Raw genomic sequence first — 22,777 nt, 5'->3', positions numbered from 1 at the left:
TCGCGGGGGGCGATTGCGGCGGAGAGCGTTGCGGGGCTTCGGCCCGGATACGAAAAGGCCGCCCCGAACGTCGGAGCGGCCTTTGTGGACGGGTTTCTTGGGCTTTACGGGACGGCTTTCCGTTTTCCGGTCGTCCGTCTCCGTCTCGCCCCCCCCCTCCTTGGTTTAGAGAGCCTTGATCTCGTGCAGGATGTTGTTCGTCTTGCGGACGGCCTCGGCCGAAGCGGCGAACTTCTCGGCCTCTTCCTTCGTGAGGTCGATCTTCACGATCTTCTCGATGCCCTTGCGGCCGATGATTGCGGGAACGCCGATGCAGATGTCCTGCTGGCCGTATTCGCCTTCGAGGTAGCAGCAGCAGGGGATCATCTTCTTCTGGTCGTTGAGGATAGCCTCGACCATCATTGCGGCGCCGGCACCGGGAGCGTACCATGCCGAAGTGCCGATGAGTTTGGTCAGAGTGGCTCCGCCCACCATCGTGTTGGCTACGGCCTCTTCGAGTTTCTTCTTCGAGGCGAACTGCGAAACGGGAACGCCGTTGACCGTGGCTTTCGATACGAGCGGGAGCATCGTCGTGTCGCCGTGGCCGCCGATGACCATGCCGTCAACGTTGTTGATGTTGGCACCCGTGGCTTTGGCCAGGTAGCATTTGAAACGGGCCGAGTCGAGAGCGCCGCCCATGCCGATGATGCGGTTCTTCGGGAGTCCCGAAGCCTTCAGGGCCAGGTAGGTCAGCGTGTCCATCGGGTTGGCTACCACGATGATGATGGCGCGGGGTGAGTGTTTGATGACGTTCTCGATCACGCCTTTCATGATGCCGGCGTTGGTGCCGATCAGCTCCTCGCGGGTCATGCCCGGCTTGCGGGGAATGCCCGAGGTGATGACTACCACGTCCGAGTTGGCCGTCATTTTGTAGTCGTTGGTTGCGCCGACGACCTTCGTGTCGAAATCCATCAGCGTCGAGCACTGGTACATGTCCAGCATCTTGCCTTCCGAGAGACCCTCTTTGATGTCGACGAGGACCACTTCGCTCGCCACTTCGCGGCAAGCCATTACGTTTGCACAGGTTGCACCTACGGCGCCTGCACCTACGACAGTAACTTTTGACATAACAGTAAGTATTTTGTGTAAAATGTTCGTTTCGCCTCCGGCGGACGGTTTCGTGCGCGGCTTTCCGCCGCGTTTGCAACCTGGCCCCGCCTCTGGATTCCCGCCTTGGCGGTTCATCCGAAGGGGACTTCCTATCCGATCAGCTTCTCGTAGTCGGCGGCGCTGAGCAGGGCGTCGTATTCGGCCGGATCCGACATCTTGACCTTCACGAGCCAGCCTTCGCCATAGGCGTCGCGGTTGACGACGGCGGGGTCGGCATCGACAGCCTCGTTGAATTCCACGATCTCGCCGCCCACCGGGAGGAATGCGTCGCTGACGGTCTTCACGGCTTCGATCGAACCGAAGACCTCGCCTGCAGCCAGGGTCTCGCCCACGGTCGGAACGTCGACGAAAACGATGTCGCCCAACTGGCTCTGGGCAAAGTCGGTAATGCCGATAACGGCCATGTCACCCTCGATGCGGCACCACTCGTGGTCGCTGGAGTATTTCAGATTTGCAGGTACGTTCATAATATCCTTGAAATTTGGTTTGAAATAGGCTGTTTTACGATGCAAATATAACTGTTATTTCTGTAACAGCAAAGGACTTTCACACTATTTTGCCATATATTTTTCCTGCGGCGGATTTTGGGCCGCCACCGCAGTCGGGTTCGCTTGAAGCAGGATGTTAGTGGATTGTAGGACAGGTCTTTATCTCCGATTGGCCGGCGTCGGTCCGGGTTGCTTTCCGGTGTTGCGGTTCCCGCCCCGGAGCTTCGGCCGGCGCTCCGGGGCGCAACGGCAGGCTGCGGCGGGTCGTTGCCGAGGCTGCATGGTGTGTGTCGGGGCGTCTTGCCGGCATTATCCGGGCCCGGCTGCCGGGGCGCAGATGTTGGGCGAAAACGGCGGCAGGGTGGGTCGGGATGCGAAAATCCGGTGCTCCGACCTCCCCCCCCCCTTCTGATGCCGATGCCTGCTATTGCGGCTTTTCAATCACGAATTCGATCTCCTTGAACAGGTATTCCCCGAGCGTGCCGTCGGAGTGCCGCAGCAGGAGTTCGCCCGTGGGGCGCACACCCTCGATCGAGGCCTCGGTCGGCCGGCCGTCGGGGAAGCGGAACGTGTGCCGCTCGCCCAGCCGGTACATCCGCTCGCGGTAGTCGCTCTGGAGGGGCTCCCGTTCGCCCTGCTCAAGCTGTGCGTAGCGGATGCCGATGCGGTGGCGGAAGGCTTCGAGCACCTCGCTGCGGTCGAACGCGTGTCCCGCGATCAGGGCCATCGACACGGGGTTGGGGAGCTCGGGGTCGAACTCCGTCTGGTTGACATTGATGCCGATCCCGACGATCGTGCGGCCGAGCGTCGGGCCGGAGTAGCTGTGTTCGATCAGGATGCCGACCAGCTTCTTGTCTCCGGCGTAGATGTCGTTGGTCCACTTGATGCGCGTCGCGATGCCGAACTGCGCAAAGGTGTCGGTGAGTGCGAGGGCTACGGCCTCGTTGAGCAGAAACTGTTCGCCGGCCGGCAGGAACCGGGGTTCGAGCACCAGCGAGAAGGTGAGGTTCAGACCCTCGGCGCTCGACCATTTGTGGCCCCGCTGGCCGCGGCCGGCACTCTGGCGCTCGGCCCAGACGATGTCCCCGTGGCGGTATTTCGCGTCGCGGGCGTCGTCGTTGGTCGAGGTGGTCTCTTCGATGTGGTCAATCATTGCTATACCGATACGCTGAAGTCGCGCAGGGCGTCGTTCAGCGAAGTTTTCTTGTCTGTGGACTCCTTGCGCTGGCCGATGATCAGCGCACACGAGACGCTGTATTCACCCGCCGGGAACTGCTTGCGGTAGCTGCCCGGAACAACCACCGAACGGGGCGGAACATAGCCCTTGTAGGTGACGGGTTCGGGGCCCGTGACGTCGATGATGTGCGTCGAACCGGTGATCACGGTGTTCGAGCCGAGCACCGCCTCGCGGCAGACGTGCGCACCCTCGACCACGATGCAGCGCGAGCCGATGAAGCAGTTGTCCTCGATGATCACCGGTGCGGCCTGCACGGGTTCCAGCACTCCGCCGATACCCACACCGCCCGAGAGGTGGACGTGTTTGCCGATCTGGGCGCAGGAGCCCACCGTGGCCCACGTGTCGACCATCGTGCCGGAATCGACGTAGGCGCCGATGTTCACGTACGAAGGCATCAGGATGGCTCCCGGAGCGATGTAGGCGCCATAGCGCGCCACGGCTTGGGGCACGACCCGCACGCCCAGCTCCTCGTAGCCGTGCTTGAGTTCCATCTTGTCGTACCACTCCAGTTCGCCGGCCTCCATTTTGCGCATGGGCTGGATCGGGAAGTAGAGGATCACGGTCTTCTTGACCCACTCGTTGACTTTCCATTCGCTTTTGGCGGGGTTGACGGGTTCCGCCGTGCGGAGCTCGCCCTTGTCCACCAGTTCGACGACCTGCCGTATGGCCTGCTGCACGGCGGGATCCTGAAGCAGCGCGCGGTTTTCCCACGCCTGTCCGATTATCGTTTCGAGTTCGTTGTACATAGACTGTTGTTTTCGATAGGCAAAATTACGGAAAATATTGAATTTTTCATAACTTTGCCCCGATCATTACCCAAACAGTTCAGTTATGAAGCATTTATCCATCAAGGTCGCCTTCCTGCTCGGAGCAGCGGCGGCGGTAAGTTGCGGCAATATGAAGCAGATCAAACATCAGCCTTACCCCGAGGCCGTGCGCGGTGAGGTGGTGGACAACTATTTCGGCACGGAGGTGTCCGACCCCTACCGGTGGCTCGAGGATGACAATTCGGAAGCCACGGGCGCATGGGTCGCCGCCGAGAACGCCGTGACGCAGGACTACCTTTCGCAGATTCCGTTCCGCGGGGCCATCCGCGAGCGGCTGACCGAATTGTGGAACTACGCCAAGGAGAGCGCCCCGCGCAAGCACGGCGACTGGTGGTACTATACGTATAACGACGGGTTGCAGAACCAGCCGGTGATCTACCGCACGAAGACGCCGGGCGAGGCCGGCGAGGTGTTCCTCGACCCCAACAAGCTCTCCGACGACGGAACGGTGGCCCTGGCCGCCATGTCCTTCTCGAAGGACGGCCGCTGGTTTGCCTATTCGGCCGCCACGTCGGGTTCGGACTGGGTGGAGATCCGCGTGATGGACACCGCCGACAAGTCGCTCACGTCCGACAGGATCGAGTGGGTGAAGTTCTCGGGCGCACAGTGGGCGGCCGATTCCAAGGGATTCTATTACAGCGCCTATGATGCTCCGAAGCAAAATACCTACTCGTCCAAGAACGAGTTCCAGAAGGTCTATTACCACACTCTGGGGACACCCCAGGCGGCCGACAAGCTTGTCTACGAGGACCGGGAACATCCGCTGCGCTACTTCTCGGCATGGACTTCGGAGGACGGTAAATGGCTCTTCGTCATCGCTTCGGAGGGAACGTCGGGTACGGAGATCCTTTATAAGAAAGTGTCGGAACCGAAATTCCGCGTCCTGCTGCCGGGCTTCGAGGCGGATTATTCGCCCGTCGACTGCAAGGACGACCAGCTCTATTTCGTGACCAACCGGGATGCGTCGAACTATGCGCTGATGAAGATCGATCTGAACCGTCCCGGGCAGCCCGAAACGGTGATTCCCGAGAGCGACCGGAATCTGCTCGAGGGCGTCGGTACGGCGGGCGGCAGCCTGTTTGCCTACTACCTGCAGGATGCGCAGAGCCGGATTTATCAGTACGACTACACCGGAAAGCAGGTGCGCGAGGTGGCGCTTCCGGCCATCGGCTCGGTCGGCGGATTCGACGGCCGCGAGGAGGACACGGAGCTTTACTATACGCTGGCCAACTACACGGCTCCGGCCACGATCTACAAATACGACATCGCTTCGGGCGAATCGACGCTTTACAAGGCTCCGGAGGTGAATTTCGACCCCGAACTGTTCACGACCGAGCAGGTGTTCTACACCTCGAAGGACGGCACGCGGGTTCCGATGTTCATCACCCGCCGCAAGGACATGAAACGCGACGGCAAGAATCCCTGTCTGCTCTATGCCTACGGCGGTTTCCAGATCAACCTCACGCCCGGTTTCAACCCCTCGGCACTGATGTTCGTCGAGCAGGGCGGCATCTACTGCGTGGCCAACCTGCGCGGCGGCTCGGAGTACGGTGAGGAGTGGCACAGGGGCGGCATGCTCGAGAACAAGCAGAACGTCTTCGATGACTTCATCGCCGCTGCCGAGTATCTGGTTGCCGAAAACTACACGTCGACGGACAAGCTGGCCATCCACGGCGGCTCGAACGGCGGTCTGCTGGTCGGTGCCTGCGAGGTGCAGCGCCCGGATCTCTATGCCGTGTGTCTTCCGGCCGTGGGCGTGATGGACATGCTTCGCTACCACAAGTTCACCATCGGCTGGGGCTGGGCCGTGGAGTACGGTTCGTCGGAGGACGAGGAGCAGTTCGGCTACATCTACAAATACTCGCCCCTGCACAATATCAAGGAGGGTGTGAAATACCCCGCGACGATGGTCATTACGGCGGATCACGACGACCGCGTCGTTCCGGCCCACTCGTTCAAGTTCGCCGCCACGATGCAGCATGCCCAGGCGGGTGATGCCCCGATCCTGATCCGCATCGAGTCGAAAGCGGGCCACGGCGCCGGCAAACCCACGTCGAAGCGTATCGACGAGGCGACCGACATGTACGCGTTCCTGTTCCAGAACATCGGCGTGCCGTACAGGGAGCTGAAAAAGTAATATTTTCAGGGGCCGCATTGCCGCTCAGAATCGTTTTCGGCGCCGGGCTGCGGCGGTTTCCGCGGGAGCAACAGGCGGAGGGTGCGGCGCTTTGGCCGGCAAAAGCCGGGGAGGGGCGCCGCACCGCCGCGTGCATCCTGTCGGGCGGCAAGACGCCAGGATTGGGTTAGTTAGGTTAAAACGAGAGACAACATGAAAGTCTATAAATTCGGAGGAGCGTCGGTGCGGAATGCCGACGGTGTGAGGAATCTGCGCAAGATCATCGACGACGAGCAGAACCTGTTCATCATCGTTTCGGCGATGGGCAAAACGACCAATGCTCTGGAAAAGGTGTTCGAAGGGCTTCAGAAAGGCGACAAACAGCTCTCGCTGGAGCATGTCGGGCAGCTGCGGAAGTGCCATGCGGAGATCATCGACGAACTGTGGCACGAGCCGAAGCGGCTTCCGGCCGTCGATGGGCTGTTCGACGAACTGGAAAAGGTCGCCACGCAAACCGTCTACAAACCCGGTGACGCCGAATTGTGGTACGACACGATCGTGGCCTACGGCGAGTTGGTTTCGACGACGATCATCTCCGAATATCTGAACTACGCCGGGGTGTCGAACCGCTGGATCGACATGCGCCGTTGCTTTCTCACCGAGCAGCGCCACAAGGACGCCGGAGTGGACATCGAGGCTTCGGCTCCGCTGCTGAAAAATGCGCTGGGCAAATGTGTCGAGAACATCTTCATCGGGCAGGGCTTCATCGGCGGTGCGCCCGACGGCACGACCACGACCCTGGGGCGCGAAGGCTCGGACTACTCGGCGGCGGTGGTGGCCAACATTCTCGATGCCGAGTCGATGTCGGTGTGGAAGGATGTGGACGGCGTGATGAACGCCGACCCGAAAGCGTTCCCCGATGCCGTGCAGATCGCCGAACTGAACTACCTCGACACCATCGAACTGGCTTACAGCGGTGCGCAGATCATCCATCCGAAGACGATCAAGCCGCTCCAGAACAAGAACATTCCGCTTTACGTACGTCCCTTCGGCGACAAGCGCAAGCCCGGCACGGTGATCCGCGGCATGTCGGCCCCGATCGACGTGCCCATCCTGATTCTCAAGAAGGACCAGGTGTTGCTGACCATCCGTTCGCGGGATTTCTCCTTCGTGCTGGAGGAGAAGTTCGCCACGATCTTCTCGCTGCTGGAGCGTTTCCGCATCAAGGCCAACCTGATCCACAATTCGGCCGTGAACCTGAGTCTGTGCGTCGACAACTCGTGGCACATCGACGAGGCCATCGAGGCGCTGCGCGGCGCGGGCTTCGATGTGATGAAGGCCGAGAACATGGAACTGCTCACGGTGCGCGGCTATACCGACGAACTGTGGCGGCGTTACGCCCGGGGGCCGCAGGTCTTCGTGCGGCAGGCCACGCAGTCCACCGTGCGCGTGGTCCGCAAACGGGAATAGCCGGTCCCGGGGGCCGGATTTGATGGGCGGGAGTCGCCGGATGCGTTTCGAACGGGTCCGAGTGTCCCCGCCCCTCGTTTTTTAGGGGTTACTACTGTCCGGAGCGGAGTTTGTGGATGATGTCGATCACCGACGAGTCACGGATTTCGCCGTTGCGCTTCATGTGCCAGATCGTGCGGGCGATATAGCGCTCGATGTCGCGTTCCAGCCGCTTGTAGAGCGGGCATTTGGTGTAGTTCTCGTTGTCGAGCAGCACGTCGCGGATCGAACGCAGTGAATTGGTGTAGTTCGACATCTCGTTCTTGAGCGCCACGCCCTGCTTCTTCGAGGCGGTGATCTTGGCGATCGACATGGCTCGCAGTTTCTCGCACACGGTGTTGAGCAGGATCAGCACCACGTTGTCCATCAGCGTGTGGCCGTGCATGAACAGATAGGCGTTTTCGGGCATCAGGCCGCGCTTGCGGAGCTGCAGTTCGAACTCCTTCATGGGTTCGATCATCCGCGGGTTGCGCTGCCGGAGCAGTTCCTCGCGCTTTGCGACGTTGCGCCGCAGCCACTCGATGGTCTTCGCGCCGTTGTCCTCGATGTCGAGGTAGCCGATGCGCACCGACTGCTTGAAGTCGATCAGCGGAAAGACATGCTCCGTGGCGAGCTGCGCCGAGTAGGCATACCAGAGGAACAGCGGGTAGATCGTGCACGAATAGTCGTGCATGAATTTCACGAAGTCGAAGATGCGCGTGTCGTTCTTGGTGGCCTTGACGCAGACGTTGTGCAGCGAAGGGGCGTAGCAGAGGTAGTTCTCGGTGGCGTAGGCGTAGGTGTGGAACATGAATTTGGCCTCGGCGACCTCTTTCGACTGGGGCGTGCGCCCGGCGAAGAGGTAGTCGAAGTCGGAGTCGACGCAGAGAAGCAGCTCCTCCGACGAGCGGGGGATCATGCTCATGAGGACCTTCTTGCCCTTGGGCAGGTCGCCGCGGTCGGGGACCGAGATTTCGAAACGCAGGTAGGGATTCTGGAAATGGTCGAAGATACCGCGCCAGAAGGCCACGTCTTCGTAGCCTTCGACATAGACCTTCACCAGCCGCTGGTCGGGGTTGGCAGGCAGCGGTTGGGGCAGTTCATCGAGCGTCATCGGACGCGTGAAGGGGTTGAACTTGCGCAGTTTTTCGCGGAACTTCTTCGTCATGCGTTAACAAAGATAAATATTTTGTTAATTTTGCGCAATAAATGACGCCGCTTTAGGCGTTTAATTTCAACCATTCGAACATTATGGCCGACAACGACTGGAAATCACGCCTCGGGATGGTCTACTCGACCGACCCGGGTTTCAACTACGAAACGGACGACGAACCCGAAGCCGAGACGCTGCCCGCCGGGCAGCAGGATCTGCGCGTGTGGCTCGACCGCAAACAGCGGGCGGGCAAGGTCGTGACCCTCGTCAAGGGGTTTGTGGGCCGGGATGCCGACCTTCAGGAGTTGGCGCGCATGCTGAAATCCCGGTGCGGCGTCGGCGGTTCGGCGAAGGCGGGCGAAATCATCATCCAGGGCGACCACCGCGACCGTGTGGTTGAACTGCTCACCCGCAGCGGCTACCGTTGCAAAAAAGCCGGTTCGTAACGTGCGCCGGCTGCTGTTGCTCCTTGCGTTGCTAAGTGTGTGGTGCGGTGTCGAACGCGCCGCGGCCCAGTATTATACCTGGGGTTCGGATCCGCCGCAGAAATGGTCGACGATCCGCACCCCCGACGTGCGGATGATCTATCCCGATACGGTCGCCGGCATCGCCCGGCGCACGCTGTTCTATCTCCGCTCGGTCCGTCCCGACATCGGTTACGGATTCCGCCACGGCCCGATGCGCATCCCCTTCGTCATGCACCCCGCGAATTTCCAGTCGAATGGTCTGGTGATGTATCTTCCCAAGCGCGTGGAATTCCTCACCCCGCCGGCCGTCGACAGCTATTCGATGCCGTGGTACAAGCAGCTCGCGGCCCACGAGTACCGCCACGCCGTGCAGTACAACAACCTCAATCGGGGCGTCATCCGCGCCCTGAGCTATGTGCTCGGGCAGCAGGGATCGACCATCGGCCTGCTGTGCATGCCGATCTGGGCCATGGAGGGCGACGCCGTGATGTCCGAGACGATGATGTCGTCGTTCGGCCGCGGTCTCCAGCCTTCGTTTTCGATGGCCTACCGCGCCATGGGCGGCGTCGGCCGCGACCGCTGCAACATCGACCGCTGGTTCTGCGGCTCCTACCGCGACTACATCCCCGACCACTACCAGCTGGGCTATCAGATCTGCTCCTATGCCTGGGAACGCTACGGCGAGAACATCTGGGACAAGGTCGCCTGGTACGGGTCGCGCAATCCCTACGTGCTGGCCACCACGCGTGTGGCGCTGGGCAAATTCTACAAGACCAACGTCATGAAGCTCTTCCGCGAAACCTTCGACGAGTTGGAACGCTACTGGGATTCGCTGCCGCAAACCGAGGACAGCGCCGTGCCGCTCACTGCGCTGCCCGAAAAGAACCACACGACCTACCAGTGGCCTCTGCCGCTGGGCGACACGGCTGTGCTGGCGCTGAAAACCGATCTCGACCGCGTTTCGCGTTTCGTCGTGATCGACCGCCGCACGGCTCGGGAACGGACGCTCTGCCATACGGGACTGGTCTCGACCCGTCCGTCGATGGCCGACGGCCGCGTGTGGTGGACCGAGTACCGCCGCTCCGCGCTCTTCGAACAGCGTGTCAATTCGCAATTGTGTTACATGGATCTTGCCGACGGTGTGCCCCGCACGGCATCGGGGCGGCGGAATGCACTCTATCCCACGGCCTCGGGCGAGGAGTTCGGATGGGTCGAGTACAGTCCCGACGGTCGCTATACGGTTGTGGTGCGGCATGGCGGGGAGGCCGAACGGCGGTTCGAGACTCCCGATCGGGTGGAGATCCACGGATTGGCGTGGGACGATCGGACCGTGGCGTGGTATGTCCTGGTCACCGACGACAGCGGTATATGGATCGGCCGCATCGATTCCGACGGCATGCATCCGATTACCGAAGGGGCCTACATCACCCTTTCGAACCTCCGGGCTGCGGACGGCAAACTCTATTACGGCTCGATCGCCTCGGGCAGGGACGAGGTCCACTGTTACGACCTGATGTCCCGCCGCGAATACCGCATCACCACCTCGGCCTACGGCTCTTTTGCCCCTGCTCCGGCGGAAGGAGGGGTGCTGCTGACGACCTACGACCGCCTCGGTTACCGCGTCGCCGAGCAGCGGGCCACGGCCGGCGACAGCCTGCCGATTCGCGTCACGCCGTCGCGGCTGCCCGTCAATCTGGTGAACCCGCCCCGAAAACGGTGGGACGTGGTGAATCTCGACACGGTGCGCTATACGTGTGCCGATTCGGTCGGACTGTCGGGCCGGTTCCGCGCCAAACGGTATCGCAAGGTCCCCAATCTGATGAACGTCCACAGCTGGATGCCCGTGGCATTCAATCCCTTTGCGGCGGTCGACGAACATGTGATCAATCTCAACGCGGGCCTTACGCTGATCTCGCAGAACCTGCTTTCGAACACCGAGGCCTACGCCTCCTACGGCTGGAACCGCCACGAGGGTTCGCTCGTGAATCTGGGCGTGCGCTATTTCGGACTGGGCGTGCGTTTCGACCTGGATGCCTCCTACGGCGGCAACCAGCTCTTCTATGCGCTGGCCGGGCGCGACGAGCAGGGAAACCCGGTCTACCAAACGCGTCCCGCCCCCGACAAATACTACTCCGTGGGGCTGTCGGCCACGCTGCCGCTCTATTTCCAGCGGGGCTATCACACGCGGCAGTTCTCCCTGTCGGCGGGCTGGAACTACTCCAACGGCATGGTCGCCGATCTGGGTAAAATCGAATGGGAGAACGGCAGCATCTCCAACATGCAGCGGATCGGTTTCCGCAAGGGACTGCACAAAGTCTCGTTCGGAGCCGGATTCTCCGACCAGGTGCGCATGGCGCACCGCGACATCGCGCCCCGCTGGGGCTACACCCTCAGTGCGAACTACACGTTCAACCCGGAGAACAGTCATTTCAGCGATCTGATTTCATGCTACGGACAGGTCTATCTGCCGGGGCTGGCACCCCACAACTCGCTGTTTCTGGCCGCGACCTACCAGACCTCGATCGGCGGCTACAAGTTCCCGTCGGGATATGCTCCGCTGAGCTACAAATCCACGCGGCTGGTTCCGCACGGGTTCACCTCCGCGGACATCGTGTCGAACAACTACATGGCTTTTCAGGCCGACTACCAGCTGCCGGTGTGGTATCCCGAGGGCGGCATCGGTTCGGTGATCTACATCAAGCGCATCCGGCTCAATGCCGGAGGCGACTATGCGCAGTTCCGCGACGTCGGCAACAACGGGATGACCCGGCGGCGGATCTGGTCGGTGGGCGGGGACCTCATTTTCGACTTCAACGTCTTCCGGCAGCCGGCGTCGGCCACGTCGACCCTCAAGCTCTCGTGCTACCGTCCGTCGTGCGGCGGGGTCTATGTCGCAGCATCGCTGGGATTGCCGTTTTAGCAATATATTTCGTATCTTTGTCGCAAATTTCGTCGTATGGGACAGAAAAAAAAGATGGGTGTCAGCCCGAGAACGATAAAATGGATCTGGTACGCGGCTTTCGCGCCCTTTGCGCTGGTGGCGCTGATGCTGCTGCTCACGGTCTTCGGCGTCTTCGGACGCATGCCCTCGTTCGAGGAACTGGAGAATCCGCGCAGCAATCTCGCCACGGAGATCTACTCCGAGGACGGCAAGGTGATCGGTACGTTCTTCGTGCAGAACCGCTCCTATGTGCAGTATGCCGACCTCTATCCGTCGGATTCGACGCTCCACATCCGGCTGGCCGGCTATGAGGTGCCGCCCATCGTTGCGGCGCTCATCGCAACCGAGGACGTCCGCTTCCGCTCCCACTCGGGTATCGACATCCCTTCGCTGGCGCGTGTGGCCGTGAAGACCCTGCTGCTGCAGAACACCTCGCAGGGCGGCGGCTCGACCATCACGCAGCAGCTGGCCAAGAACCTCTTTCCGCGCGATACGGTCCGCAACCGCGCTGCCGTCGTCCGCAAGGCCAAACTCGTGACCGCAAAGTTCAAGGAGTGGATCACGGCCCTCAAACTCGAATACAACTACACCAAGGAGGAGATTGCCGCCATGTACCTCAATACGGTGGAGTTCGGATCGAACGCCTTCGGCATCAAGTCAGCGGCCCACACCTTCTTCAACAAGGACCCGGACGAACTCAACGTGCAGGAGGCGGCCGTGCTGGTGGGGGTGGTGAATGCCCCGACGCGCTATTCGCCCATTCTGAATCCCGAAAATGCCCTCGCACGCCGCAACCTCGTGCTTTCGCGCATGGAGGAGGCCGGGGCCCTGACCCGCGGGCAGCGCGATTCGCTGGCGGCGCTGCCGATTGTGACCAACTACAAACCCGTGTCGCACAACGAGGGTGCGGCGACCTATTTCCGCGAGATGCTGCGGCTGGTGATGAACGCCCGGCCTCCCAAGCGCAACCAGTTCTACAACGAGTGGGACTACGATCAGGCGCTGAAGGAGTACAACGAGAACCCGCTCTATGGCTGGTGCCACAAGAACACCAAGGCCGACGGTACACCCTACAATATCTACCGCGACGGGCTGAAGATCTATACCACGATCAACTCCGTGATGCAGACCTATGCCGAGCAGGCCGTGCAGCGGCAGATGGAGAAGGAGATTCAGCCCAGGATGGAGGCGCAGTTCCGGGCGACGAAGACGCTTTTCGTCGATGCTGATCGCGAGGAGCGTGATCGGATCATGCGCCATGCCGTCCGCTATTCGGACCGTTACCGCGAGATGAAGCACGCCGGGGCGAGCGAGAAGGAGATCAACGCGGCCTTCGACAAACCCTGCCACATGCGGGTGTTCACCTACAAGGGCGAACGCGACACGCTGATGACGCCGCGCGACTCGATCCTCCACCACAAACGGATCATGCGGGCCGCGATGGTGTCGCTCGATCCTGCCACGGGCTTCGTAAAGGCCTATGTCGGAGGGCCGAACTTCCGTTACTTCAAGTACGACATGGCCAAGCAGGGCAAACGCCAGATCGGTTCGACGATCAAGCCCTTCGTCTATACCTTTGCCATCGACCATCTGGGGCTGACGCCCTGCACGATGGTCCCCAACCTGCCGACGACCATCGAGACGGCCAACGGTACGGCCTGGTCGCCCAAGGAGGCCGGCAATGTCGAGTACGACGGGGTGCTGCACCCCCTCAAGTGGGGACTTGCGCGCAGCCGCAACAACTATTCGGCGTGGATCATGAAGCAGGCCAAGCAGCCCGCCGCCGTGGCCGACTTCATCTACAACATGGGCATCCGCAGCTACATAGACCCCGTTCCGGCTCTGGCTCTCGGCTCTTCGGAATCGAACGTCTACGAGATGGTGAGCGCCTTTTCGACCTTCGCCAATCAGGGCGTGCATACCGATCCGATCTTCGTGACGCGCATCGAGGACCGGCAGGGCAACCTGATCGCCAGTTTCATCCCCCAGTCGCAGGATGCCGTCGGCGAACGCACGGCCTACACGATGCTCATGATGCTTCAGGAGGTGGTCAACTCGGGAACGGCGGGCCGTTTGCGGTGGCAGTTCGGGCTGACCGACATGGAGATCGGCGGCAAGACCGGAACGTCGAACAAGAACCGCGACGCGTGGTTCATGTGTGTGGTCCCGAAGCTGGTGACCGGGGCCTGGGTCGGTGGCGAGGATCAGTCGGTGCACTTCATCCGCGGGGGTGAGGGCAGTGTCATGGCGCTGCCGATCGTGGGCGAATATATGAAAAAGATCTACGACGACGGACGTTTCGGCATCAGCCGCACGGATCAGTTCGTGCGTCCGGCGATGATGCCCCGTTACGACTGCGAGGAGGAGGCCGGTTCCGAGGTGCCGGACAACTCCGAGGACGAATATTTCTTCGACTGACACGGAGCCGATTCCCCGTATTCGGTAAAAGTCCGGGCCGCCCGTCGCAAGGCCGCCCGGACTTTTTTTGGAGGGGGAGGACTGGGTTTGCCCGCCCGTCTGCCTATCTGTCTGCTCGTCCGCCTGTCCGTCTGCCTGTCCGTCTGCCTGTCCTCTTGCCTCCTGCCCGCCATCCCGGCCGGGACCTGCCCGATAGGGGGATTCGGCCGGAGGTGTCCACCCGGTCGGAGGAGTGTCCGGGAGCTGTCCGGTCGGGGAGTTCGGCCGAAGAGTTCGGCCGAAGGATGTCCGGTAGAGGCTGTCCGTTCGCGGGCGGCGGTGCGGTCGGCCCCGTCCGGATCGGCTGCCGGAGCCGGATTTCGCCTATTTCCAGCGAGGGAGAAGGATTTTTCCCGGAAAATCGTTATTTTTGCCCGCGGAGTTTCCGGGTACGGTCCGTCCGGGCGGAAACATGGATTACTTTATAACTTTATCGAGATGAAAATTGCTATTGTGGGCGTCAGCGGTGCTGTGGGCCAGGAGTTTTTGCGGATTTTGGAGGAGCGCCGGCTCCCGATCGACGAACTGGTGCTGTTCGGTTCGGAACGCAGTGCGGGCCGCACCTATAAATTCCGCGGCGAGGAGCTTACCGTCAAACTGCTGCAGCACAACGACGATTTCAAGGGAATCGACTTTGCCCTGACATCGGCCGGGGCGGGCACGTCGAAGGAGTTCGCCGAGACGATCACCCGGCACGGGACCGTCATGATCGATAATTCGAGCGCATTCCGCATGGATGCCGACGTGCCCCTCGTGGTGTCGGAGGTCAACCCCGGGGATGCGAAGAATGCACCCCGCCGCATCATTGCCAACCCCAACTGCACGACGATCCAGATGGTCGTGGCGCTGAAGGCGATCGAGGATGTGTCGCACATCCGCCGCGTGCACGTGTCGACATATCAGTCGGCCAGCGGTGCCGGGGCGGCCGCCATGGCGGAACTCGAGACGCAGTATGCCGAACTGGGGGCGGGCAAGGAGCCGACGGTGTCGAAATTCGCCTTCCAGCTGGCCTACAACGTGATTCCGCATATCGACGTCTTTACCGACAACGACTATACGAAGGAGGAGATGAAGATGTTCCACGAGACGCGCAAGATCATGCATTCGGACATCGCCGTGTCGGCTACCTGTGTGCGTGTCCCGGTGATGCGTGCGCATTCGGAGAGCGTGTGGCTCGAAACCGAATGCCCGGTCTCCGTGGCCGAGGCCCGCGAGGCCTTTTCGAAGGCCCGGGGCGTGGTACTGATGGACGATCCCGCCGGCAAGGTCTACCCGATGCCGCTCTTCATCGCCGGCAAGGATCCCGTCTACGTGGGGCGCATCCGCAAGGACCTGACGTGCGATAACGGGCTGACCTTCTGGTGTGTGAGCGACCAGATCAGGAAGGGTGCGGCGCTCAATGCCGTGCAGATTCTCGAGACGTTGATTTAGCCTTCGGGCGGAGCCGCCGGGGCGTACCGGCAGGAGGCCGACGGAAGGATTGGAGCCCTGCACCGCCCGTGGGCACATCGATTGCGGCTTACATGCAGGGCGGCGGTTGGGACGCTTGCGCAAGCCCGGGATTTCGTCCCGGGCTTGTGCCGTATTGCGCGTATTGGGAAACCCGGATCAAACGGGGCCCGATAAGCGGGGCGGAAGGGCGGCTGCTTGCGGCCTCTCGGTACAGCTCCCGGGTTTGTCCCGAAAGCCCGCAAAGGCCGATTGGGGCGTCCGGATGAAACCCTCGCTCCATCCCTGTTTTCGGCCCTTTTTCTTCGGACGCAGCCCCGGAGGAGCCGGCCGTCCTGTTCGGGCGGGAGGTTCGGCGACGCCTCCCCGATTGTTAAATTTCACCGTTCGTCGGCCAAATTCCACGCAATCTGTTTGCAGATGTCGGGATATTTTGCGAATATTGCATATGGGTTGTGCATATGAAAAATTGGCCATCCGCCGAATTTTGGCATTTTTAGCCACAACTTTTTTCCGATTTTTGAAGACCTTTGTATAAAACGACCTCAAAACCTTAAAAACCCATGAATCTCTCGTTCGAAAAATTGATTCTGATGCTCGGTCTGGCATGCTCGGTCTCGTGCGCGCAGCCCGAGAACAAAACGGAAATCCTGTTGCCCACTCCCGTGACGGTGGTCAAGCAAAACGGCTCCTTCGCCTTCAAGGAGGGAATGACGGTCAGCGTGTCCAGCAAGGAGCTGCTGCCGGCGGTCGGGTATCTGGAAAGTTTCCTGCCCCGGAGTTTCCTGACCGTCAAGAGCGGTGAGGATGCGGCCGCTCCGATCCTCATCTGCCGGGTCGACAGCCTTGCCAAGGGAGGCTACCACCTCGCTGTCGGCAAAAAGCAGCTGCTCATCGAGGCTGCCGATTATTCGGGCGTGGCTTCGGCCATCTCCACCGTGCGCCAGCTGCTGCCCGACGGCATCGAGGCCCGGGATTGGAGCAACCTCTCGATGGAGTGCGTCGACATTACCGATGCGCCCCGTTTCGAGTGGCGCGGCATGCACCTCGACGTTTCGCGTCACTTCTACGACAAGGAAGAGGTGAAGCACCTGCTCGACTTGATGTCGCTCTACAAGTTGAACAAGTTCCACTGGCATCTGACCGACGATCAGGGCTGGCGCATCGAAATCAAGCGCTACCCGCTGCTGACCGAAAAGGGCGCATGGCGCAAGTTCAACGCGCACGACCGCACCTGTCTGCGTTACGAGCAGGAACTTGCGAATCCCGACTACGGCATTCCGGCCGACAAGATCAAGATTGTCGAGGGCGACACCATCTATGGCGGTTTCTACACCCAGGAGGATATTCGCGAGGTGGTCGGCTATGCTGCCGAGCGCGGTATCGACGTCATTCCCGAAATCGACATGCCGGGCCACTTCCTGGCAGCCATCGAGCAGTATCCCTTCGTCGACTGCGAGCAGGCCGAGGCGTGGGGTGATGTCTTCTCCTCGCCCATCTGCGTAGGCGATGAAAAGGCCGTGGAGTTTGCCTGCAACATCTGGAAAGAGGTCTTCGAACTCTTCCCCTATGAGTATGCCCACATCGGCGGGGACGAGGTCGACCGCAAGAACTGGAAGAGCTGCAGGAAGTGCAACGAGCTGATTCGCCGCGAAAAACTGGGGAATGTCGACGGGATCCAGGCCTACTTCATCCGCGAGATGGAGCGGTTCTTCAACTCCCACGGCAAGCGTCTCATCGGTTGGGACGAAGTGGTGGAGGACGGTCTGAATGCCACGAGTGCCATTTCGTGGTGGAGAAGCTGGTGCGGCGATGCCGTGAAGAAGGCGACCTCCAAGGGCATGGAAGCCATCATCTGCCCCAATACCTGCTTCTATTTCGACTACGAGCAGAACGACGCTTCGCTGACGCAGATCTACGGGACGAATCCCTATCCGGCCGATCTCACCGAGGCCGAGAAGGCGCTGGTGAAGGGTGTGCAGTGTAATATCTGGTGCGAGTGGATTCCTTCGATGGACCGCATGGAGTACATGATCACGCCCCGGATGGTGGCCGTCAGCGAGTTGGGCTGGTGTGCAGCCGACAAACGGAACGATTATCCGGCCTTCGAGGGCAAGCTGCTGGGCCACTTCCCGCGTTTCGACAGGATGGGCGTCAACTACCGCATTCCCGACCTCAAGGGCTTCCATGACCGGAACGCATTCGTCGACAGTGCCGCTCTCAAGGTCGAGTGCATGCTCCCCGGAATCGATATCCGCTACACGACCGACGGCTCCGTCCCCACACTTTCATCGCCCAAATACACGGCTCCCGTTCCAGTTACCCAAACCACCCGTTTCGTGATTCGCGGCTTCCGTCCCGACGGCACGCCCGGCGATATCTACCGGACCGAGTTCATCAAGCAGGATTACATGCCTGCCGTGACCGCCCCCGCAGCATTGGGCGAGGGCCTGCGCGTCGAGCGCAAGGACTACACCGGTGAAGTCTGCGCCCGGATCCCTGCCGCGCGCACCCTCGAAACCTATGTCAGCACCAACGGCGTGAATATCCCTTCGGAGGTGAAGGGCTCCATCGCGCTCCTCTTCGACGGCTACATCGAGGTGCCGGCCGATGGCGTCTACACGCTGTCGACCCTCTCCGACGACGGCAGTGTGGTGACCATCGACGGCGAGGTGATTGTCGACAACGACGGTGCCCATTCGCCCCGGGAACGGACCTCGCAGGTGGCTCTGGCAAAGGGGCTCCACAAGATTCAGGTCACCTATTTCGACTACAACGGCGGTCTGCTCAAGTTCTTCGAGACCGGAGCCGACGGCGTGAAGCGCGAATGCCCGGCCGCATGGTTCAAATATGCTCGGGACTGATCCGTGGCCCATTTGCAAATCACCCCGACCGCGGTTACTGCGTGTCGGGGTGATTTTTTTTTGGTCCGAATCGCTAAACGCCTCATTTGCGGTGGCCCAATAGCAGCAGGGGCAGGAAGAGATAGAATCCCAGCAGCAGGATGCCCGCTGTCGGCATCGCATGCCGGGCGAAGCGGCGGCGATGGACGAAGGCATAGACGGCAGCCAAAACCGCCCCCAGCCACAGTGCATGGGGCGAGTAGGGCGCAAGACGCGGACGGACAAAGGCATCCTTCGCCGAGGTGAAGGACAGAGCCGTCGGGAAGAGGTATTTCCCCACACGCTCCGCGGTGGTGGTCTCTGCGGGCGGGGTGTAGGAATCCACCAGCGAATAGTCGCGGGCATTGATCGCCATGAGCCGCTCGTCGTGGTCGCGCTGCAGGGTGACGGTCCAGTAGAACATGTCGCCGATGATCATCAGCGCATCATTGGCGGCATCGAACGGCTCGACGGATACCTCGTGCAGCGAGTAGTCCCCGGCACGCAGGGCGTGGAACCGCCGCTGGCTGTCGCTCATGAAGGCGAGATGCCGTCGGTCGGCAAATTCGGTGACGAAGATGTGGGTGATCTCCAGCGAGTCCGGAAGGGCGATGCGGCGGACTTGGGGCTGGCCGTCGATTTGCAGCAGGTGGAAAATCTGACCGCTGTCGTCCTTCAGGAAATAGCCGTTGTCATACTCCTTCTGCGTCGAGGCGTTGCCCGACACCAGCCGTGCCGGAAAGCGGAACCCCGCCTCCTGCAGGGCGGCCGTGAAACGCCGGCTCTTGTCGGCATTGACCGTATTGGTGGCCATGTCGACAAACTCCATGGCGTGGCCTGTGATGCGGAATACATCGGTGGGCGACTCGAACTCGAGCCTTCGGGGATGGGACTCCAGGATCTGGTAGAGGCCTGTCCTGGGGCGGTTGATCTCCGAGGGGGTTGTGCGGAAGATGAATCCCGTGCGTTCGGCATCCTGCGGCGTGACTTTCACGCCCTCGATCTCCGAAGGGAAACGTCCCTCGGCGGCCAGCTGACGGTAGTAGAACAGGGGCATGATGCTGTCGATCTGCCGTTCGGTGTATCTGTTGCCGTTGAAGTCGCGGCCGAAGACCTTGCCGTGGCAATCGTAGTCGAGCTGTGCGAATGAGTGGACGATGCAGCTGTAAAGGGTGAAGGGGTGCCACGAGGGTGAGGCGGTCATGAAGGCCAGCAGCCAGGGCAGCAGCCACGACAACAGACCGCAGGCCAGAACGACAACTCCTGTTTTGATAATCTTGAGCATGGGTGTAAAATCTGTTTTGCGGTTAATCCTGGCAGCCCTCCTTGAAGCGGTGCATCGACAGCAGGGGCAGGAAGAATAGACCCGCGAGCAGCACGGCCAGCCAGGGCAGCATGCCGTCGTAGGATCGGGGGACGTCGCTCAGGTAGAACATGCGGCACAGCCCCAGCGCCATGACGATGTAGATTCCGCGGAGGTAACGGGTCGGTTCCATGCAGATCCAGGCGCAGAGCAGGTAGAGCGTCAGCCCGGCCAGCCACCACGGCAGGGCGGTGAGCAGTGCGTGTGCGGTGAGCTCGGGAGCCAGCAGGCGGTGGAGGTAGCCCCACAGCAGCACGCCCTGAAGGGCGAACAGCACGATGAGCAGTCCCAGCCCGATGGCGGCCATGAGCAGGATCATCCGATGGCGGGGATAGGGCAGGTGGAGGGTCAGTTTCAGCCGCTTGTGCATCATTTCGGGCAGGAACTGCGCCAGCGAGAGCAGCAGGCCTGCGATGAGCGGCACGAAGCGCAGTATCTCGATGAACACCACCTCCTTGTCGAGCATTATCTGCCACAGATGGGCGGCTCCGTTGAGGGTGACGGCGCGGTCGATGCGCAGCAGGGCGTAGATCGTTATGCCGATGAGGGCGAGACTCATCACCGGCAGCAGCGAGCGCATCTTGATCCACTCTTTGTAGAAAATCGCTTTTTCCATGGTTGTCAATATTTTCCGGTCAGGCCGATGAAAGCGTCCTCGAGGTTGAGCTTCTCGCGCGTGAGTTTGCCGAACGGTATGCCGCTGCGGCGCAGTCTGTCGGCCACCGTGTCGGGGGCTTCGAACGAGAACAGCTCGCCCTCTCCGCGGGTCACCTGCGGATGGTGGCAGCCTTCGATGTCGGGCAGTGACGACAGCGGGGTGGTGAACATGTAGCGGCCGAACGTGGAGAGCAGCTCCCCGACGGGCATCTGCACCATGATGCGGCCGTAGTCCATGATGATGCACTCTTCGATGAGTTTCTCCATGTCCTGAATGATGTGGGAGGTCAGAAACACGGTCTTGTCCTCGGCACGGGCATAGTCGCGGAGATACTCGACGAACAGACGGCGGTAGCCGGGGTCGAGACCCATCGAGAAGTCGTCGAGGATGAGCAGCTCGGCATCCTGTGCCAGAATCAGACCGAGGGCCACCTGCGACTGCTGGCCGCACGACATGCGCGAGATGCGCTGCCGCGGGGCGACATGCAGTTTCTCCATCAGGGCGTAGTAGGCGTCGCGGTTCCATCGGGGGTAGAACGGGGCGTAGAACCGCTCGATTTCCTCGATGGTCATGTAGGAGTACTGCACATGGCCCTCGATGAGCAGGGCTATCTTCTGTCGGGTCTGCGGCGTGAGGCGGCGCAGCTCCTCGCCGAAGATGCGACACTCGCCCTCGAGGGGCCGGAGGTAGCCGCTCAGGATGTTGATGGTGGTGGTCTTGCCGGTGCCGTTTTTGCCCAAGAGGCCGAGTATTCGGCCTCTTGGTACATCAAAACTCAAATCCCGATAGATGAGCCGCTTCCCGTAGTAGTGGGTCAGGTTCCGGCATTCGATAACATTGTCGTTCATGCTCCTACTGCATGAGTGAGGGGGTTGATTCGGGCGTGAAGTCCACCGTCGAATTGTTGGTGTCCTTGAGCAGGGTGCGGCCGTCGGCCATCTTCACGCTCTTGCGGATAACGCTCTTGCCGTAGCGGGTCTGGTCGTGGTCGATCTTGCCGCAGTAGCTCCAACCCGAATCCAGCGTGGGTGCAGTGACGATCCAGGCAAACTGCTCCTCGATGCTCAGGTTCACGGCGTCGGTGATCCATGCGTTGGGGAATTTCCAGGCTTCGCAGCTCATGGGGAAGGAGCCGTGGCCGGGAACTACCATCTCATATTCGGCGGTGTAGAAGTTGTCCTGGGCGAACGATGCGGCGGTCACACCCTCGCCGAAGCGGCCGATGGCGTAGGACTTGAAGCCGCGGTTGTGGAAGGTCCACATCATGTCCTTGCCCAGCGACGAGGAGATCATGTTCGGGACCAGGGGGTTGTCGACATCCTCGTCGTCGCGCTCGTTGTGGTATTCGAAGTCGGCCTTCGAGAGGTCGAACGAACGGGGGTTGTACTGACGGTGGTCGATGGCGGTGTCGGCAATGACGATCGACTTGCCGGGAGCCACCGGATAATCCTTACCCTTGCCGGGGACGATGAGGGTGTTGCTGATGGAGAAGAACTCGCTCATGATGTCGGGCGTGTAGTTGTATTTCGACACGGTGAGGAACTCCGAATCCATGAGAATGAGCCCATCGGCATAGAGGGTGCGGTCGGTGTTGTTGGTGATTTTGACATACTTGTCTCCGTCATACTGGTTGCCTTCGGGAGTGAGTGTTCCGGTGAAGAAGATCTCCTCGATGACGAAGTCGTTGGACGTGAGGGTCGAGATGCTGCTCTCGATGCTGATTTCGTTGGGCTGGCCTTCGGTGACGGTGATGCCTTCGCGCGAGGCCTCGATGTAGCTCTCCACCGTGGCGGAGTTGAGGGTGTAGCTCACCACGCCGTTCAACGTCAGGTTGTAGGTCCCGGCCTTGAGCTGGGTGGTGACGGTGTAGCTGCCTTCGCTTGCGGCCGTAAACTCACGGGTCTGGATGGTCTGGCCGGAGGTGACCTCCGTGAAGATGGCGTCGAGCGTCTTGAGTTTGGGCTGCTCTACGCTGATGGGCATGTTGATGCGGAGCGTAAGAGGGGTCTTGCCGTTGGAATGATCGTCGTCGTTGTCGCTGCAGGCTGCAAAGAGCAGCAATGTCGAAGCAATGAAGAATTTGAAAAGGTTTGTCATCATGA

Annotated in this window: 16 protein-coding genes; 7 read left to right on the top strand and 9 right to left on the bottom strand. The window is 61.0% G+C overall.

Annotated features, from left to right (window positions below; translation table 11 throughout):
- Window positions 1-165: 165 nt before the first annotated feature.
- From mdh to QZ460_RS02800, 4 genes are all read right to left on the bottom strand, one after another.
- Window positions 166-1,107, bottom strand: a complete 942-nt coding sequence (gene mdh / locus QZ460_RS02815; RefSeq protein ID WP_290540082.1) for a malate dehydrogenase — start codon at window positions 1,105-1,107, stop codon at window positions 166-168.
- A gap of 131 nt (window positions 1,108-1,238) precedes the next feature.
- The gene (gcvH, locus tag QZ460_RS02810; protein ID WP_290540081.1) at window positions 1,239-1,616 is read right to left on the bottom strand and encodes a glycine cleavage system protein GcvH; all 378 of its coding nucleotides are present in this window, start codon (window positions 1,614-1,616) and stop codon (window positions 1,239-1,241) included.
- Between the two features lie 445 nt (window positions 1,617-2,061).
- Window positions 2,062-2,790, bottom strand: a complete 729-nt coding sequence (locus QZ460_RS02805; RefSeq protein ID WP_290540080.1) for a biotin--[acetyl-CoA-carboxylase] ligase — start codon at window positions 2,788-2,790, stop codon at window positions 2,062-2,064.
- A gap of 2 nt (window positions 2,791-2,792) precedes the next feature.
- Window positions 2,793-3,620: a 2,3,4,5-tetrahydropyridine-2,6-dicarboxylate N-succinyltransferase gene (locus tag QZ460_RS02800; protein ID WP_290540079.1), complete on the bottom strand. Its 828-nt coding sequence runs from the start codon at window positions 3,618-3,620 to the stop codon at window positions 2,793-2,795.
- A gap of 85 nt (window positions 3,621-3,705) precedes the next feature.
- Here QZ460_RS02800 and QZ460_RS02795 point away from each other — a divergent pair, with 85 nt between their 5' ends.
- The gene (locus QZ460_RS02795; protein ID WP_290540078.1) at window positions 3,706-5,838 is read left to right on the top strand and encodes a prolyl oligopeptidase family serine peptidase; all 2,133 of its coding nucleotides are present in this window, start codon (window positions 3,706-3,708) and stop codon (window positions 5,836-5,838) included.
- A 192-nt stretch (window positions 5,839-6,030) separates the two neighbouring features.
- Window positions 6,031-7,287, top strand: coding sequence for an aspartate kinase (locus tag QZ460_RS02790; protein WP_290540076.1), 1,257 nt, complete (start codon window positions 6,031-6,033; stop codon window positions 7,285-7,287).
- Between the two features lie 91 nt (window positions 7,288-7,378).
- Here QZ460_RS02790 and QZ460_RS02785 read toward each other — a convergent pair whose 3' ends face one another.
- Window positions 7,379-8,473 carry a DUF4435 domain-containing protein gene (locus QZ460_RS02785; RefSeq protein WP_290540074.1) on the bottom strand — a complete coding sequence of 365 codons (1,095 nt, stop codon included), beginning with the start codon at window positions 8,471-8,473 and terminating at the stop codon, window positions 7,379-7,381.
- 83 nt (window positions 8,474-8,556) lie between these two features.
- Between QZ460_RS02785 and QZ460_RS02780 the strand changes: the two genes are divergently transcribed.
- The 5 genes from QZ460_RS02780 to QZ460_RS02760 all read left to right on the top strand — a co-directional run bounded on the left by QZ460_RS02780 (window position 8,557) and on the right by QZ460_RS02760 (window position 18,636).
- The gene (locus QZ460_RS02780; RefSeq protein WP_290540072.1) at window positions 8,557-8,904 is read left to right on the top strand and encodes a translation initiation factor; all 348 of its coding nucleotides are present in this window, start codon (window positions 8,557-8,559) and stop codon (window positions 8,902-8,904) included.
- Window position 8,905: 1 nt separating this feature from the next.
- Window positions 8,906-11,845: a hypothetical protein gene (locus QZ460_RS02775; protein WP_290540069.1), complete on the top strand. Its 2,940-nt coding sequence runs from the start codon at window positions 8,906-8,908 to the stop codon at window positions 11,843-11,845.
- Window positions 11,846-11,881: 36 nt separating this feature from the next.
- Window positions 11,882-14,284 carry a transglycosylase domain-containing protein gene (locus QZ460_RS02770; RefSeq protein WP_290540067.1) on the top strand — a complete coding sequence of 801 codons (2,403 nt, stop codon included), beginning with the start codon at window positions 11,882-11,884 and terminating at the stop codon, window positions 14,282-14,284.
- 477 nt (window positions 14,285-14,761) lie between these two features.
- Window positions 14,762-15,754, top strand: a complete 993-nt coding sequence (locus QZ460_RS02765; RefSeq protein WP_290540065.1) for an aspartate-semialdehyde dehydrogenase — start codon at window positions 14,762-14,764, stop codon at window positions 15,752-15,754.
- A 581-nt stretch (window positions 15,755-16,335) separates the two neighbouring features.
- Window positions 16,336-18,636: a family 20 glycosylhydrolase gene (locus QZ460_RS02760; protein WP_290540064.1), complete on the top strand. Its 2,301-nt coding sequence runs from the start codon at window positions 16,336-16,338 to the stop codon at window positions 18,634-18,636.
- Between the two features lie 82 nt (window positions 18,637-18,718).
- On the opposite strand, the gene QZ460_RS02755 is transcribed toward QZ460_RS02760, so the two are convergent.
- Genes QZ460_RS02755 through QZ460_RS02740 form a run of 4 tightly spaced genes read right to left on the bottom strand, consistent with a single transcriptional unit; the run spans window position 18,719 to window position 22,775 of the window.
- Window positions 18,719-19,939: a DUF4857 domain-containing protein gene (locus QZ460_RS02755; protein WP_290540062.1), complete on the bottom strand. Its 1,221-nt coding sequence runs from the start codon at window positions 19,937-19,939 to the stop codon at window positions 18,719-18,721.
- A gap of 22 nt (window positions 19,940-19,961) precedes the next feature.
- A complete protein-coding gene (locus QZ460_RS02750) occupies window positions 19,962-20,633 on the bottom strand; it encodes a hypothetical protein (RefSeq protein WP_290540060.1) in 672 nt (223 codons plus the stop codon).
- 5 nt (window positions 20,634-20,638) lie between these two features.
- Window positions 20,639-21,523, bottom strand: coding sequence for an ABC transporter ATP-binding protein (locus tag QZ460_RS02745; RefSeq protein WP_290540058.1), 885 nt, complete (start codon window positions 21,521-21,523; stop codon window positions 20,639-20,641).
- Window positions 21,524-21,527: 4 nt separating this feature from the next.
- Complete coding sequence (locus tag QZ460_RS02740; protein ID WP_290540057.1) at window positions 21,528-22,775, bottom strand: DUF4876 domain-containing protein; 1,248 nt, start codon at window positions 22,773-22,775, stop codon at window positions 21,528-21,530.
- Window positions 22,776-22,777: the final 2 nt, after the last annotated feature.

This window comes from Alistipes sp., from assembly GCF_020026455.1.
Classification (GTDB): domain Bacteria; phylum Bacteroidota; class Bacteroidia; order Bacteroidales; family Rikenellaceae; genus Alistipes.
The sequence above is the reverse complement of the archived record's forward strand: the minus strand, read 5'-3'. Positions and strand labels throughout refer to the sequence as shown.

Coding starts and splice junctions, on each gene's coding strand:
- mdh (WP_290540082.1), bottom strand. CDS start 1,107: ATGTCAAAAGTTACTGTCGTAGGTGCAGGCGCCGTAGGTGCAACCTGT.
- gcvH (WP_290540081.1), bottom strand. CDS start 1,616: ATGAACGTACCTGCAAATCTGAAATACTCCAGCGACCACGAGTGGTGC.
- QZ460_RS02805 (WP_290540080.1), bottom strand. CDS start 2,790: ATGATTGACCACATCGAAGAGACCACCTCGACCAACGACGACGCCCGC.
- QZ460_RS02800 (WP_290540079.1), bottom strand. CDS start 3,620: ATGTACAACGAACTCGAAACGATAATCGGACAGGCGTGGGAAAACCGC.
- QZ460_RS02795 (WP_290540078.1), top strand. CDS start 3,706: ATGAAGCATTTATCCATCAAGGTCGCCTTCCTGCTCGGAGCAGCGGCG.
- QZ460_RS02790 (WP_290540076.1), top strand. CDS start 6,031: ATGAAAGTCTATAAATTCGGAGGAGCGTCGGTGCGGAATGCCGACGGT.
- QZ460_RS02785 (WP_290540074.1), bottom strand. CDS start 8,473: ATGACGAAGAAGTTCCGCGAAAAACTGCGCAAGTTCAACCCCTTCACG.
- QZ460_RS02780 (WP_290540072.1), top strand. CDS start 8,557: ATGGCCGACAACGACTGGAAATCACGCCTCGGGATGGTCTACTCGACC.
- QZ460_RS02770 (WP_290540067.1), top strand. CDS start 11,882: ATGGGACAGAAAAAAAAGATGGGTGTCAGCCCGAGAACGATAAAATGG.
- QZ460_RS02765 (WP_290540065.1), top strand. CDS start 14,762: ATGAAAATTGCTATTGTGGGCGTCAGCGGTGCTGTGGGCCAGGAGTTT.
- QZ460_RS02760 (WP_290540064.1), top strand. CDS start 16,336: ATGAATCTCTCGTTCGAAAAATTGATTCTGATGCTCGGTCTGGCATGC.
- QZ460_RS02755 (WP_290540062.1), bottom strand. CDS start 19,939: ATGCTCAAGATTATCAAAACAGGAGTTGTCGTTCTGGCCTGCGGTCTG.
- QZ460_RS02750 (WP_290540060.1), bottom strand. CDS start 20,633: ATGGAAAAAGCGATTTTCTACAAAGAGTGGATCAAGATGCGCTCGCTG.
- QZ460_RS02745 (WP_290540058.1), bottom strand. CDS start 21,523: ATGAACGACAATGTTATCGAATGCCGGAACCTGACCCACTACTACGGG.
- QZ460_RS02740 (WP_290540057.1), bottom strand. CDS start 22,775: ATGATGACAAACCTTTTCAAATTCTTCATTGCTTCGACATTGCTGCTC.